Source organism: Aliiglaciecola aliphaticivorans, from assembly GCF_054782055.1.
Genome location: NZ_BAAGTF010000010.1, coordinates 206,393 through 220,274, shown reverse-complemented (window position 1 = coordinate 220,274; position 13,882 = coordinate 206,393). Strand labels below are relative to the sequence as shown.

Annotated in this window: 14 protein-coding genes; 5 read left to right on the top strand and 9 right to left on the bottom strand. The window is 41.4% G+C overall.

Features of this window, described 5'->3' with window-relative positions; all coding sequences use genetic code 11:
* The first annotated feature begins 7 nt into the window (after positions 1–7).
* Positions 8–304, top strand: coding sequence for a hypothetical protein (locus tag ACYVIL_RS06340; RefSeq protein ID WP_460311934.1), 297 nt, complete (start codon positions 8–10; stop codon positions 302–304).
* 221 nt (positions 305–525) lie between these two features.
* Here the strand turns inward: ACYVIL_RS06340 and ACYVIL_RS06335 are convergent, their stop codons facing one another.
* Positions 526–669 (bottom strand): hypothetical protein, encoded by a 144-nt coding sequence (locus ACYVIL_RS06335; protein ID WP_303473798.1) that lies wholly within the window; start codon positions 667–669, stop codon positions 526–528.
* A gap of 147 nt (positions 670–816) precedes the next feature.
* Between ACYVIL_RS06335 and ACYVIL_RS06330 the strand changes: the two genes are divergently transcribed.
* Positions 817–1,311: an AAA family ATPase gene (locus ACYVIL_RS06330; protein WP_460311933.1), complete on the top strand. Its 495-nt coding sequence runs from the start codon at positions 817–819 to the stop codon at positions 1,309–1,311.
* A 468-nt stretch (positions 1,312–1,779) separates the two neighbouring features.
* Complete coding sequence (locus tag ACYVIL_RS06325; RefSeq protein ID WP_303473690.1) at positions 1,780–2,451, top strand: cold shock domain-containing protein; 672 nt, start codon at positions 1,780–1,782, stop codon at positions 2,449–2,451.
* A gap of 257 nt (positions 2,452–2,708) precedes the next feature.
* On the opposite strand, the gene ACYVIL_RS06320 is transcribed toward ACYVIL_RS06325, so the two are convergent.
* The gene (locus tag ACYVIL_RS06320; RefSeq protein WP_303473691.1) at positions 2,709–2,948 is read right to left on the bottom strand and encodes a DUF2061 domain-containing protein; all 240 of its coding nucleotides are present in this window, start codon (positions 2,946–2,948) and stop codon (positions 2,709–2,711) included.
* Between the two features lie 273 nt (positions 2,949–3,221).
* Positions 3,222–3,806 carry a DUF922 domain-containing Zn-dependent protease gene (locus tag ACYVIL_RS06315; RefSeq protein ID WP_303473692.1) on the bottom strand — a complete coding sequence of 195 codons (585 nt, stop codon included), beginning with the start codon at positions 3,804–3,806 and terminating at the stop codon, positions 3,222–3,224.
* 212 nt (positions 3,807–4,018) lie between these two features.
* Between ACYVIL_RS06315 and ACYVIL_RS06310 the strand changes: the two genes are divergently transcribed.
* Entirely contained in the window at positions 4,019–5,431 is a 1,413-nt protein-coding gene (locus tag ACYVIL_RS06310) for a substrate-binding periplasmic protein (protein WP_460311932.1), read from the top strand.
* Between the two features lie 19 nt (positions 5,432–5,450).
* On the top strand, positions 5,451–6,671 hold the full coding sequence (locus ACYVIL_RS06305) for a glycine betaine ABC transporter substrate-binding protein (protein WP_460311931.1): 1,221 nt from the start codon (positions 5,451–5,453) through the stop codon (positions 6,669–6,671).
* Between the two features lie 47 nt (positions 6,672–6,718).
* Here ACYVIL_RS06305 and ACYVIL_RS06300 read toward each other — a convergent pair whose 3' ends face one another.
* The 6 genes from ACYVIL_RS06300 to ACYVIL_RS06275 all read right to left on the bottom strand — a co-directional run bounded on the left by ACYVIL_RS06300 (position 6,719) and on the right by ACYVIL_RS06275 (position 13,773).
* Positions 6,719–7,621 (bottom strand): hydroxymethylglutaryl-CoA lyase, encoded by a 903-nt coding sequence (locus tag ACYVIL_RS06300; protein ID WP_460311930.1) that lies wholly within the window; start codon positions 7,619–7,621, stop codon positions 6,719–6,721.
* A 5-nt stretch (positions 7,622–7,626) separates the two neighbouring features.
* Positions 7,627–9,657, bottom strand: coding sequence for an acetyl/propionyl/methylcrotonyl-CoA carboxylase subunit alpha (locus ACYVIL_RS06295; protein ID WP_460311929.1), 2,031 nt, complete (start codon positions 9,655–9,657; stop codon positions 7,627–7,629).
* A complete protein-coding gene (locus tag ACYVIL_RS06290; protein WP_460311928.1) occupies positions 9,654–10,475 on the bottom strand; it encodes an enoyl-CoA hydratase/isomerase family protein in 822 nt (273 codons plus the stop codon). The genes ACYVIL_RS06295 and ACYVIL_RS06290 overlap by 4 nt, the downstream gene beginning before the upstream one ends.
* A 13-nt stretch (positions 10,476–10,488) precedes the next feature.
* Positions 10,489–12,096 carry a carboxyl transferase domain-containing protein gene (locus ACYVIL_RS06285; RefSeq protein WP_460311927.1) on the bottom strand — a complete coding sequence of 536 codons (1,608 nt, stop codon included), beginning with the start codon at positions 12,094–12,096 and terminating at the stop codon, positions 10,489–10,491.
* 72 nt (positions 12,097–12,168) lie between these two features.
* Positions 12,169–13,338: an isovaleryl-CoA dehydrogenase gene (locus ACYVIL_RS06280; protein WP_460311926.1), complete on the bottom strand. Its 1,170-nt coding sequence runs from the start codon at positions 13,336–13,338 to the stop codon at positions 12,169–12,171.
* A gap of 12 nt (positions 13,339–13,350) precedes the next feature.
* Entirely contained in the window at positions 13,351–13,773 is a 423-nt protein-coding gene (locus tag ACYVIL_RS06275) for a MerR family transcriptional regulator (protein WP_303473702.1), read from the bottom strand.
* Positions 13,774–13,882 lie beyond the last annotated feature (109 nt).

Below are 13,882 nucleotides of genomic sequence, written 5' to 3'. Positions count from 1 at the left end.
TGTATCAATGTCTAGAAAGGTGATTATGACTTGCCCTGCTAGCGGCTGGTTCTTCTTTCAAAAGAACAAGAGCGACAGAGACCCTTACAGTTATTTTCGGTTGGTAGCTTGGGCTACACTTGAGGACGGAGAGTCAGTAGGATTACTCTCAATCCAGAAAAGAGGTACATTCTATCTTGATACTCCACCTGAGGGCGCTGATGGTGGGTACATTCATTGGGATGAGTTAAATCTAGAACAACAAAAAGAGGCACTTTTACAAGGCAAAATAGCTGATACTACTCATCCTGCTAGTAATAAGTAAAAAGTTGACAAAGCCAAGTAAAAGACAATTCGGCTTTTCGTCGCTTAAGCGCTTTTGCCACAAAATATATCTACTTCAGTTGGCTTTCGATAGCGGCCTTGGTACGAGTCCCCGTGGCAATTGAAACCTAACAATCTTGCCTAAATCTTTTTAAGCTTATTTATATTCCTCAAATTCGTTTGTTTTTTACTCAGTTTGCCTTTTGGATTAAAAATAGAAAGTCATCGCCAGGTGTTTTGGGGATAAGTGATGAGGCCACGACTATAATGCGCAGCACTTATATCTCGCTGATCTTCACAATAAGCCACTTCGTTAAATTCTTTGTGGGTATCTAATCCTAAAAAAATTATGCTATGTTTGTTCATGCCAGCCTCCAAATTGATTTAGTCTTGAACAAACCAATTCTAGTTCCGGCCAGCACTCCGGTGGTTTTTTGAGCTAACCCACGAAAATGTGGAGGCTAACATTTCTTAGGGACTTATTGTGTCTATGCGTCAAAATAGAGAGCAACTATGAACAAAGGAGAATTGACCTTTTTCTGTGGAAAGATGGGGGCAGGAAAATCTACCAAAGCTAGGGAGATCGCACAGAAAAGCAATGTAGTATTGCTTTCAGAAGATGAATGGCTTGCGTCACTTTACCCAAATAAGATTTCATCACTAAATGACTATATCGAATATTCAAATCTACTTAAGCCACAAATTAAAAAGCTTGTTCAATCCATGTTGTCTGCAGGAACAAATGTAGTCATGGATTTCCCCGCAAATACTCTGTCACAAAGAGATTGGTTTCGGAGTATTTTCTCCGAGATTGAAGCTCCACATAATTTGGTATACATCGATCTGTCAAATGAGATCTGTTTAAAACAGATTGAAAAACGGCGCAAAGAACAGCCTGAAAGAATGGCAACTGATACACCAGAAATGTTTGAGCAGGTTACAAAATATTTCATGGCTCCCACGGCGAAGGAAGGTTTCAATACAACCAAAGTGGCGCGAAATGCATAACAATGCGCTGCTAAGGAAAATTTACTCGCTATCGATCCAACATTTCCGCAAAGCGCGGCGTTAAATTGCATAAGCCTTTCAGGTTATCGTCTAACGCCAAGGCGGATATCTTCCGTATTTCTCCGAGTTAACGACTGCTTTTTCCACAATTTCCCCGTGGTTTATTCAATTCAATATACTTCCTTCTCAAATCGTTTTTATACAAACCTGTTCACAGTAATGTTTATCAATAGTTGCAGTTTTCTGGCAGTTTGGTTTAGTCTAGGGTAATAATTTTAAACATGTTGTTGTGTAAATTGCTTGTGGCGGCAAAGCTACGATAGTGAAGTGGTTGGCGCAATAACAAGCGTATTTTTCTGATGCAAACTCAATGGCTGTGGCTCATTCTCTAAGTGTAGTTGGCTAACAAGATTGTGTCGTAAATACAGGACGTTAAATTACCTAATGAGAATGGAGTCTTTAGACGATATGAAAGGAACAATAAGTCAATGGAAAGATGATAAGGGGTTTGGCTTTATAACGTCAGATGACAATCAAAAGGTCTTTTTTCATATTTCTAGTCTTACTACTAAAAGCAGACGACCAGAGATCGGTGATATTGTTGTATTTACTGAAAAAATGGATAATCAGAATAGATTAAAGGCAACGAGTGTTGCAATTGAAGGTTTGTCTAAAACAAACCATTATAAGAGCAATACCGATGTTGAACCTAAGACCAAAAACTTTTTTGATTACCTCCTAATTCTTGTTCTGGTAAGTTCTATAGTATTTACTGCATATATATATTTTAAATCAAACAATATAGAAGGCTCGATAATATTTGTTATTCCTGCGGTGATTGCGTTAATTTTATTAAATCGTCAAAAGAAGCCAAAAAGTAGTTCATTTCGTTGTACTCGATGTAAAAAAATTGAATTATATGATTCTAGAACTATTAGTGCCTGGAACAGAGGTTTCACTCGTTTATATTGCAACTCTTGTCATTTGCAATGGTTAAGAAGTCGGCCCAGGCATGAGCAAGAAAAAGTGTACTCTTCAAATAAAAGTGGAGGCTGTTTAGGTACATTTACTCTAATTTTAACAACTTCCTTTTTGGGTGGGTATTCAGTGGTGCATTGGCTAGTGCAAACTGTAATTTAAACAGAACAAATAGCAGTGGGTTACGTTTGCTTCGCTATACATTTTAACCCACTATTTCTGTCCGCTTAATCACCTACATCCCTAAAAATCAATTTAGTAGCAGAAATCCTACATCCCTAAAAATCAATTTAGTAGCAGAAATCCTAAGTTCAGTGAACTAAAAAGCAAATACGGTAAGCATCATCAAGTCAACATGGGACGTAAAAATCAAACTATGCCCGTTTAACCTATTTAGCCACCCTTGGTACATGGGTGACTTAAGAGACAAATGTCATATCATTTGATGAGAAAGCCTGCTCGGAACTGTCATTTATTTTATTAGCTGACTGGCTTTCAAATTTTTTCCAAACACGCTCGTGAAAATAGAATACCACTGTATTAACTGCGGGCTCTACAAGGGCGACTGCGCCACCGATTACTGCACTGCCAGTTAATAAATAAGCGACTGTGAAGGCAACGGTAAAGTGTAAACATGCAAACGTAATTGTCTTTTTCATAATGTTGTACTCAATAATAGTTTAGATTTGATAATGAGAATTATTATCAATAAGCAGCAAAAAAGATAATTGATTTTTACGAACAACATCATCGAATAATTTAATCAATGAAATTTGGATATCATTCCAAGACAATTAAGGAAATAGAATCGAATAAGCATATGAAGTTTGACGGCGGGAATTTTAGCGCCTCTGAAAATTCAACTATTTAACCTTGCTTGAAACCTTATTACAAAAAACGCCAGTCGTTTTCCGTCTAAGTATTGCAGGGGGTTATTTGCCAGATATAAATACACCCTGGGTTTTTCCATGTCCAGTTTCTAGGTCATATTGCTTATTCTGTTGTTGATAATATTTTACTAGATCTGAGACTTGCTTGGTCGCTTGGGATTTTAATTGGCTGCATTGAAAATGGGGAGGCATGCTTTTTAGTTTGCGTTCAATGGTTTCACCGGCCTCAATCCAAATAGCCTGATGGCCTTTTTCATGATCCAATAAAGCTGCGTAATAATTATCAAATGAATGCATTAAACTTTGTGATGCGGTTTTTCGGTTGGTCATTTCAGGCATAGTGTAAATCCCTTCTAGATATATCTTTATTCCCACTATTCGACAAAGATTACCCGTGGATTGCAGGCCAAAAACAGGGGTTAGTTGCCATTGGGTGCGGCCATGAAATAATTGGTTTTCTTTAACAATGGGTGAGTTTAAACGCAATTCACTTTTTATTTCTTGAAGGTTCGTTGGAGCAATTGAATAGTGCTCAAACTTTTCCGTCAGCACTACCTCGGAAGAGGCATTGAAGCTTGTAACTAACAATAGGCCGCAGAACGCGAGTTTTACGCCATCAAAAAGCATGAATATTTCACCGTGACATTGTAATCATCCAAACCCTAAATTAAGGCCTAATGGTATAGATTAAAAGGGGTTTCACCCATCTTTTCCAATCTGTTTGCATAAATACCTGCCATAATTGCCATTAAGATAGCAGTCAACCTGACAAATGCCCATTAATTGTATAAGGTTTAAACAGGTTGATTGTCATCTACTTTGCTGGAAAGGTTAACACTTTGGAAACAACTCGCACGAAATATAACCCTATGATTATGGTTAGTTTGATTGGCGCTCTGTTGCTTTTAATCGCGGCCATTGTGTATTTGAGTACACAACCTAGTTCAGGGCCTAAGGTTATTCATTTATCTTCTGGGGAATGGGCTCCGTACTCGGGGGAAACGTTACCGCAAAAAGGTATTGCGAGTGTCGTTGTTAAAACCGTTTTTGAACAGATGGGGTACAGTGTCGACTTACAATTTATGCCGTGGGAGTTGGCGTATTCTAAAGCGCAATTAGCGCAGCAAAATAGTCAAATTAGGGGAACCTATCCCTACATTAAAACGCCTGAAAGGGAAAACCAATTCTATTTCAGTGATCCTATTATTGATGTTCCCAATGGGATTTTCTTTCATTTGCAACATAATCCTTCTGCCGCAACCATTAGCCATCCATCTGATCTTCAAAAGTATGCAGTCATCACCTTGGCGGGATATGAATATACGCCAAGATTACGTCAATATATGCCCAAAAACACCTGTCAATTAAAAGATACTCAGCAGGGGTTTGAGATGTTAGATGGCAATCAACAATGGTTACTGCTAAGTGCTAAAAAGATCACCCAAGGGCAATGGAATGAGGTTGCAAAAAGCCCAGAGGCAATCAGGTTAAAACTATCCCAAAGACTATTGCAAATTGCCCCTAAGGCTCCGTTAACTTATCGCCATTTAGAGGATCAGACTTTTTATGTGTATCAATTCGGTAATTCCCCTATAGACAACGTTAATGAGTTAATACAAAACAGTAACCTGATTGTGACCTCTGATAATGTGTTAAATACGCAAATCAAGTCAGCTGGCTCCTCAGCGTGTAAATTATCTATTTCTGAGGCGTTAGTGTGGTTAGCTTATTCCTCTAAACCGAAGGTTTTAATTGAATCTCAGACAGTCGGGGAGTCGGTATTAACCCAGTCTATGCCTACATTATCCGCTAAAATAGGATTTGCTGACTATATTGATTATGTGCCTCACAGCGTATTGTTTACGAAAAACAACCCGAATAACCTTGCCCTAAAAAATCAGTTTAATGACGTTCTCAATAATTTAAAAAGCAACCCTCAAGCCTTTACTAGTTTATTGACCCAAGTGACCAATGAAATCGATATGGCCGATTCAGTTAGACTCGTTGCAACGGGCAGCAAACAACTCGTGTTGGGGCAACGTTATGATCGACAATTAGTTCGATGTTTGCCTAACGAGGTTTATACCTTTCCCAAGGGAACCAAAGCGCTAGTCAGGCAATGGCCCGAATTATTCTTAAATAATGTTCAAATTTTTGCTCAGCAAAAAGTGATTGCCAATGTATTGAATGGTCCATTGGCGTCAAAAACCAACTTGTATTGTTTCGAGCCAACCGCGGTGCAGTTGCAATAATGTATCTAATGGAGAACGTATGAAACCTAAAAAAAACAGTAGTTTCCTATCAAAGTCCGCTCCTTATTTACTCATTATTTATTGTTTAGCGGTACTGTTGTTCTTTCTCGCGGAGTTAAAACTGTTTGGACTGGATGAATATTTAAGGGCCACCAATCAGGTGTTGATCCTATTTGCACTGTTGATAATGCCGTTTGTCATTATCAATATGCCGAGTTTTATTCAGTCTTTAACTTTAAAGGTGTCTGATAAAGAATTTCATGTTCAACTTAATGAATTAGAATCTAATTTCAGTCAAACTATCGGAAGAGTGCAACAACAAGTCAGTACTTCTGAGCAATCATTTTGGCCAATACTCGCCGGAGAAGACATATTGGCGTCTAACAGATTAGAAGGGCCAAATCCTAAAATTATCATAGGTGCAAAAAACGATCTCTCACAAATGTTTTTTACCGAACTCTTAGCCTTAGCGATAACCCATGAAAATCCACATATTAAGTGTGAAATCCGTTTTCCCAACGGTGACAGCATGCATAACTTTGCGGAGCTAAAATATAGATGGCTGGATATTTACATGGACTATACCGGTACGTGTGTACAGTATTTTAATATTCATCATAAAACTGAAAACAATGGGATCAAATCACCCCATAAATTAACGGAAGAATTGAATCATTATGGTCAAGGCTTAGGCATTAAGTGGCTGCCTAATCTTGGCTGTAGCGAAGATTATTGTTTGGTGATGACACCAGAATTAGCAGAATCTGAAGAAATTACCACTATCAATGATTTAAAAACCAAAGGCGCTAAGTTGACGTTTAGCGCAGATCCAGAATTTATGAACAGAAAAGATTGCTTATTGGGATTGTTAGATTACGGTGTTAAATTTAAATCGGTATTGCCGTGCAGCGTGACTGATCGCTATTCTGCAAAGGAAAGCGGTGAAGCTGAAGTATTCGTAGGATACGAGTCCGATCCTCAAGTAACCAGTGGGGAAGTGATTATTTTAAAAGATACTGAGCAGTTTTTTCCTCGCTATTTAGCCCAACCTTTAATTTCAGCAGCCGTTTTGAAAAAATTCCCGGATATTGAACATCGCCTGAAAATATTGCACGACTGCATGAGTACTGAGGATTTAAACAACATCGTTGCCAGAATTGGCAAATCTAACAACGATCCTGTGAGAGCAAAAGAAGAGGCGAAAAAAATCTTTAAACACGCACTGGAGAAGCAACATTAACGATGGCTCCTCTGTTACCCATTATGCATCCCTATGGGCTCATGTTTTTAAGATAACAATGCGTTGGCGACCTTTGACGTTGATTGTCGACCTAGTGCTGCCATGATATTGCTGCCTGCTTGCACTAGTTTATTCAGATCAATGCCGGTTGCTATCCCCATACCGTTCAACATAAATACCACATCTTCCGTGGCAACATTACCTGAAGCACCTTTGGCATAAGGGCAGCCGCCTAAACCTGCTACTGCGCTGTCAATGGTGCTTACGCCTAACTGTAACGCAACTAATATATTGGCTAATGCTTGTCCGTAGGTATCATGGAAATGCACGGCAATTTTGTCTTGGGGAAGGACTTGTTGTACTACCTCTAACATGTTTTTGGTTTTAACCGGCGTTCCCACACCGATAGTGTCGCCAAGTGACACTTCGTAACATCCCATGTCCAGCAATCTTTGACTCACCTCAGCCACACTTTGCGGCGAAATATCGCCTTCATAGGGGCAACCTAAAACACAAGAAACATACCCTCGAACGGGTATGTTATCTTTTTTGGCTTGTTCTACAACGGGCAAAAAGCGATCTAAACTTTCAGCAATTGAACAATTGATATTTTTTTGCGAAAAGGTTTCAGATGCCGCGCCAAATATAGCCACCTCATCAACCTTAACTTCTTTGGCTCTGTTATAACCCTGTAGGTTAGGGGTTAAGGCCGAATAGGTAACACCGGGTTGACGATCTAACTCGTCAAATAACGCACCGCTGTCGGCCATCTGTGGAACCCATTTAGGTGATACGAAGCTCCCAGCTTCGATAAATTTCAATCCAGCTAACGCCAATTCATCGATCAACTGTAGTTTATTCGCCAATTTGATCAGTTGCTTTTCATTTTGCAAACCATCTCTTGGGCCAACTTCAACAATTTTTACCTGTGTAGAATAATGGCTGGTCATTGGCATTACTCCTTGGCTTCAAAGTCAAGCAAGATTGCGCCGCCATCAACAAGGTCTCCGGCAACGAAATGGAACTTTTTGACCACCCCAGCTTTGGGGGCTTTGATGGCATGTTCCATTTTCATTGCTTCCATTACGATTAACGTTTGTCCTTTTTCTACTTCGCTATTCTCTTCTACAACTTGACTGACAATGGTGCCATTCATGGGCGCTTCAAAACCACCATGGTGATCATCTGCATCATGTAATCCTAAGTCAGGTTCATTGAGTTTGCACTGAATCGCGTATTCTTGGGTAAAGAGGCTAGTGTACCCTTGATGGACTTGCAGGGTTGCTTCTACCTGTTGTTTATCTATTGTGGCGCTAATATGATCACCTTTGAGTTCACCAACGCACTCAAAACATCCTTCGGGTGTGGTCACTTTGAAGGCTTGCTGGTGTGTTTGCGAACACAAAAAATACTCAACCTGAACGGCTATGTTTTGTTGTTGAATATACACATTTAACTCTTCTGAATATTGTTCATTCATGCGCCAGTGATTGTGCTTTATCCAAGGTGATTGTATGGTGGATGTTTGCTTCTGTGATGTTAAGGTCAAAGCCTGACGTTGCAATAGTAAGTAGGTTACGGCCAGCGGAGTTAATAATGCTCGCTGTAGCGCATCACTCACAAATAACTCAGTTTCATGCTCGTCAATAAAATGCGTGCTCAACTGAGCTTCCTTGAAAGCGGGATGAGTGGCCAAGTTATAGAGGAAATCAATGTTTGTAGTCACGCCATCCACTTGATAATGACTTAAGGCGTCAGCAAGTTTAGCAAGGGCTTTGTCACGATCATGATCCCAGACAATTAATTTGGCTATCATAGGGTCGTAAAATGGCGAAACATCATCTCCTTCTAACACACCAGTATCAACTCGGACTTCATCGCCTTCGACGGGGGGTATTAAACGAGTTAACGTACCTGTAGAAGGCAAAAACTGATTGTTTGGATCTTCAGCATAAATTCTTGCTTCAAAGGCATGCCCATTTATTTGTAGCTGCCCTTGTTGCATTGGCAGCGTTTCGCCTTTGGCCACATGGAGTTGCCATTCTACCAAATCTTGACCTGTGATCATTTCCGTTACAGGGTGTTCTACCTGCAATCGTGTATTCATTTCCATGAAGAAAAACTGATTGTTACTATCCAACAAAAACTCGACAGTACCAGCACCAATGTAGCCTATCGCTTGGGCAGCTGTTAACGCCGCTTGTCCCATTTGTTGACGTAGCTCTTCTGTCATTCCTGGCGCTGGGGCTTCTTCTATCACTTTTTGATGGCGTCGCTGCACAGAACAATCACGCTCAAACAGATACACGCCATTTTCATGACTGTCACAGAACACCTGGATTTCTACGTGACGAGGTTGAATGAGGTACTTTTCAACCAACATAATATCGTCACCAAAGCCCGACATAGCTTCACGTTTTGCGGCATCTAGAGCATCAAAGAACTCTTTACTATCAGAGACTTGTCGCATCCCTTTGCCGCCGCCGCCAGCTGCTGCTTTCAACAGTACAGGATAACCCATGTTATCGGCATGTTTTTTTAACAGCTGTGGTGATTGATCATCGCCGTGATATCCCGGCACTAAAGGAACACCTGCTTGCTCCATAATGTGTTTAGCCGCTGATTTAGAGCCCATGGCTTCTATTGCGCCAATGGGTGGGCCCACAAAAATAATATTATGTTGTTCACATAAACGACAAAATTGTGAATTTTCCGACAAAAACCCATAGCCAGGGTGGATCGCGTCTACATTGAGTTTTATCGCCGCAGCTATAATTAATTCACCTTTTAAATAGCTTTCTCGAGAGGGAGCCGGGCCGAGTCTTACCGCTTCATCGGCCATTTTCACATGCAGTGCGTTGGCATCTGCATCGGAATAGACGGCGACGGTTTTAATGCCTAATTTTTTGGCTGTTTTAATGATGCGACAAGCAATTTCACCGCGATTAGCAATCAGTAGTTTGTCTATTTTTTTTAGCCCACTCATAATTTTTCCCGCCATGCTGGTTGTCTTTTTTCCAAAAATGCAGTTAAACCTTCTTGCCCTTCTTCCGAAACTCGTATTGTGGCAATACGTAAACTGGTTTTTTCGATAAGCTCCTCGTCCAGTGGCTCATCTTTAATATCAAACACGAGCTGCTTGGCCGCTGCCACTGCAATTGGCCCATTATTGATGATCTGGGTGACCAACAAACTAACCGTTGAGTCTAACTCTTCTTCGGTAACAGCTTCGCTGACTAAGCCCAAGCGACGAGCTCTGCGGGCAGAAAAGACTTCGGCGCTCATAAAGTAGCGGCGCGCGACTCTATCGCCAATGGCATCAATGACATAAGGGCTAATTGTGGCCGGTATCAAGCCTAATTTAACTTCACTGAGACAGAATTTGCTTAACCGACTGGCAATGGCGATATCACAGCAAGAGACTAAGCCCACCGCGCCGCCAAACGCTGCACCTTGAACTTTAGCGATGGTAGGTTTAGGAAGGGTATACAGTGTATGCAACATCTTGGCTAATGCATTGGCGTCTTCAACATTCTCATCATAACTATAGCTTGCCATGCGCTTCATCCAATTTAGATCGGCACCGGCACAGAAACTTTTGCCATTGGATTGCAAGACCAGTACGCGGGCATTGTCGTCCCTTGCCACCTGATTAAAATAATGGGTAAGCAATGCAATGGTGGTGTCGTCAAATGCATTGTGTACCTCAGGTCGGTTTAAGGTGACTGTTGCCACACCTCTAGAGTCTAGGGTGTATAGTACATCTTCTGAATGTGCTTTTAAGGAATTAGGAATATCATGCATAACGAGAATAGCCTTACATTCTAAACACGCCAAAGCGCGTTTCTTCGATGGGTTTATTAAGTGCCGCAGAAATTGACAGGGCAAGCACAAAACGTGTATCTGCTGGGTCGATTACGCCGTCATCCCATAGTCGCGCAGATGCATAATAGGGATGACCTTGTTGCTCATAAGTATCAATAATAGGTTGTTTAAACGCCTTTTCTTGTTCAGCACTCCAGTTTTCATCGTTGCGCTGTTTTTGATCACGTTTAACTTGGGCTAACACGCCAGCAGCTTGCTCGCCACCCATCACTGAGATCCGGGCATTGGGCCACATAAACATAAACCTTGGATCATAGGCTCTGCCACACATACCGTAGTTTCCAGCTCCAAAACTGCCACCAATTAAAACCGTGAATTTCGGTACTTTGGCACAGGCTACAGCAGTTACCATTTTCGCCCCGTGTTTGGCTATTCCTCCCGCTTCATATTGTTTTCCCACCATGAAACCGGTGATATTTTGTAAAAACACCAAAGGAATTTTTCGTTGGGAACACAACTCAATAAAGTGTGCACCTTTTTGAGCAGACTCGGAAAATAAAATGCCATTGTTTGCGACTATCCCCACGGGATATCCAAAAATTCGTGCAAAACCGCACACCAAGGTAGTGCCAAATAGGGCCTTAAACTCATCGAATTCTGAACCGTCCACGATTCTGGCAATGATTTCTCGAACATCAAATGGCTGCTTACTGTCTTTAGGGATAACACCGTATATATCCGTTGTTGGATAAGCAGGATCTTGGGGTTCGGCGAGGTCTAGATAATTGGGTTTGGTTCGATTTAAACGGGCAATTGCGTTTCTGGCCAGTTGCAATGCATGATGATCATTATTCGCAAGGTGATCGACCACACCTGATGTACGACAATGAACATCGCCTCCACCTAACTCCTCAGCACTTACTACTTCTCCCGTCGCGGCTTGCACAAGAGGGGGGCCTCCTAAGAAAATCGTACCTTGGTTTTTGACTATAATCGATTCATCAGCCATGGCCGGAACATATGCACCACCTGCGGTACAAGAGCCCATTACAACCGCTATTTGTGGAATGTTTTGAGCGGATAAATTCGCCTGATTATAAAAAATACGACCAAAATGTTCCCGATCTGGGAATACCTCGTCTTGCCTTGGCAGATTCGCGCCACCAGAGTCCACTAAGTAAATACAGGGTAAGTTATTTTGTTCTGCGATAGTTTGCGCACGCAAATGCTTTTTAACCGTAAGAGGGTAGTAGGTTCCCCCTTTTACCGTCGCATCGTTTGCCACTATCATGCATTCTACGCCGGACACCCGACCAATACCTGCTATGACGCCTGCGGCAGGTATATAATCTTCGTAAACGTTCCAAGCGGCTAGTTGTGACAATTCCAGAAATGGCGAGCCGCTGTCTAACAATGCATTGACTCTGTCTCTGGGCAATAATTTGCCTCTAGCAGTATGCCGATCATTGGCTTTGTCACCGCCACCTTGTTTTACTTTAGCGATAACTTCTTTTAAATCGTTAACTTGCTGAGCCATGTTGGCTGCGTTATCGATAAATTCCTGACTTTTAACATTTAACTTGCTGACGATAGGGGGCATGCAATCGCTCCTAATCCATTTAATAAAATTTAACCTCACTGTGATGACACCTAGATGTCAAAAGCCGGAGATTTAGTTTGTTTCGTTAAATAATTCGCGGCCTATCAACATGCGACGAATTTCCGAAGTACCTGCACCAATTTCATAGAGTTTTGCATCTCGTAACAAACGGCCAGCTGAGAATTCATTGATATAACCATTTCCACCTAACAATTGAATGGCATCTAAGGACATTTTAGTTGCCAATTCTGCAGAATACAGAATCGCTCCAGCGGCATCTTTGCGGGTAGTTTCACCGCGATCACAGGAACGCGCTACCGCATAAACATAGGCTCTGGCAGCATTCATTTGGGTATACATGTCGGCAACTTTGCCTTGTACCAATTGGAACTCACCTATGGATTGACCAAATTGTTTTCTGTCATGAATGTAGGGAACGACTAAATCCATACAGGCCTGCATGATCCCAAGAGGTCCACCGGAGAGCACCAGTCGTTCATAATCCAGGCCACTCATTAATACACGAACACCGCCACCTTCTTCGCCAAGAATGTTTTCTGCAGGTACTTCACAGTCTTGGAATACCAATTCACAGGTATTTGAGGAGCGCATGCCTAATTTGTCGAGTTTTTGTGCTTGGCTAAAGCCTGCAAAGGATTTTTCGACCAAAAATGCAGTAATGCCTTTAGAGCCTGCTTTGCTATCGGTTTTTGCATAAATAACAAACGTATCGGCATCCGGACCATTGGTTATCCACATTTTGTTGCCATTGAGAATGTATCTATCACCTTTTTTATCAGCTCTTAGCTTCATGCTAACGACGTCTGATCCGGCATTGGGTTCACTCATTGCCAGAGCACCAATATGTTCTCCGGATACGAGTTTGGGGAGATACTTTTGTTTTTGTGCCTCAGTGCCGTTTTTGTGGATTTGATTAACACACAGGTTAGAATGGGCGCCGTAACTTAATCCTATTCCCGCAGAGGCTCGGCTCACTTCTTCCATCGCGATGGTATGCGCAAGATAGCCCATATCAGAACCACCATATTGTTCGGCTACGGTTACTCCTAACAAGCCCATATCGCCTAATTTAGGCCACAAATGATTAGGGAAGGCATTATCTTCATCAGCTTTTTCTGCCAAGGGGGCAATTTCAGTTTGGGCAAAGTTGTAGACGTGATCGCGAAGCATATCGATATCTTCGCCTAATCCAAAATTGAGAGTAGGGTAGGAAGTATTCATGCTATTTATCCTTTATTTATTTATTTGTTCAAGTTCATCTTGGCAGCGTGACTCAACCTCATCCAACTCAATCATCAATACATTGATGTCTTCGAGTTGCTGAATCAACAAGGCTCGTTTTTCTTTGGTCATTTCCAACATTGCTTGAAGTTGGACTTTTGAATTCTGATGGCTGTCATAAAGGTTAAAAAGGGTGCGGGTTTCAGCCAAAGAAAACCCTAAACGCTTTCCTCGCAATATCAGCTTTAGTCTGACTTTATCTTTATTTGTATATATTCGTGTTTGTCCTGAGCGCGCTGGAGACAAAAGGCCCTGCTCTTCGTAAAAACGTATAGATCTAGGGGTGATATCGAATACTTTGGATAACTCGCCGATACTGTAAGTTTTATCGTGTCTGGAAGTGGGGTACTTATCTGTTTGTTTTACAACATTCATTTTTATATCCTAACCGGGTTAATGCTTAATCTGTGTGTATCACTAGGGTGTACCACTAACTTTGCAACGAATTGCCAAACGCAATATTTTGTTTACTTTTCGCTCTCTA

What these genes read in the sequence shown, in the direction of transcription:
- ACYVIL_RS06340 (WP_460311934.1), top strand. Translation starts at nt 8, where the DNA reads ATGTCTAGAAAGGTGATTATGACTTGCCCTGCTAGCGGCTGGTTCTTC.
- ACYVIL_RS06335 (WP_303473798.1), bottom strand. Translation starts at nt 669, where the DNA reads ATGAACAAACATAGCATAATTTTTTTAGGATTAGATACCCACAAAGAA.
- ACYVIL_RS06330 (WP_460311933.1), top strand. Translation starts at nt 817, where the DNA reads ATGAACAAAGGAGAATTGACCTTTTTCTGTGGAAAGATGGGGGCAGGA.
- ACYVIL_RS06325 (WP_303473690.1), top strand. Translation starts at nt 1,780, where the DNA reads ATGAAAGGAACAATAAGTCAATGGAAAGATGATAAGGGGTTTGGCTTT.
- ACYVIL_RS06320 (WP_303473691.1), bottom strand. Translation starts at nt 2,948, where the DNA reads ATGAAAAAGACAATTACGTTTGCATGTTTACACTTTACCGTTGCCTTC.
- ACYVIL_RS06315 (WP_303473692.1), bottom strand. Translation starts at nt 3,806, where the DNA reads ATGCTTTTTGATGGCGTAAAACTCGCGTTCTGCGGCCTATTGTTAGTT.
- ACYVIL_RS06305 (WP_460311931.1), top strand. Translation starts at nt 5,451, where the DNA reads ATGAAACCTAAAAAAAACAGTAGTTTCCTATCAAAGTCCGCTCCTTAT.
- ACYVIL_RS06300 (WP_460311930.1), bottom strand. Translation starts at nt 7,621, where the DNA reads ATGACCAGCCATTATTCTACACAGGTAAAAATTGTTGAAGTTGGCCCA.
- ACYVIL_RS06295 (WP_460311929.1), bottom strand. Translation starts at nt 9,657, where the DNA reads ATGAGTGGGCTAAAAAAAATAGACAAACTACTGATTGCTAATCGCGGT.
- ACYVIL_RS06290 (WP_460311928.1), bottom strand. Translation starts at nt 10,475, where the DNA reads ATGCATGATATTCCTAATTCCTTAAAAGCACATTCAGAAGATGTACTA.
- ACYVIL_RS06285 (WP_460311927.1), bottom strand. Translation starts at nt 12,096, where the DNA reads ATGCCCCCTATCGTCAGCAAGTTAAATGTTAAAAGTCAGGAATTTATC.
- ACYVIL_RS06280 (WP_460311926.1), bottom strand. Translation starts at nt 13,338, where the DNA reads ATGAATACTTCCTACCCTACTCTCAATTTTGGATTAGGCGAAGATATC.
- ACYVIL_RS06275 (WP_303473702.1), bottom strand. Translation starts at nt 13,773, where the DNA reads ATGAATGTTGTAAAACAAACAGATAAGTACCCCACTTCCAGACACGAT.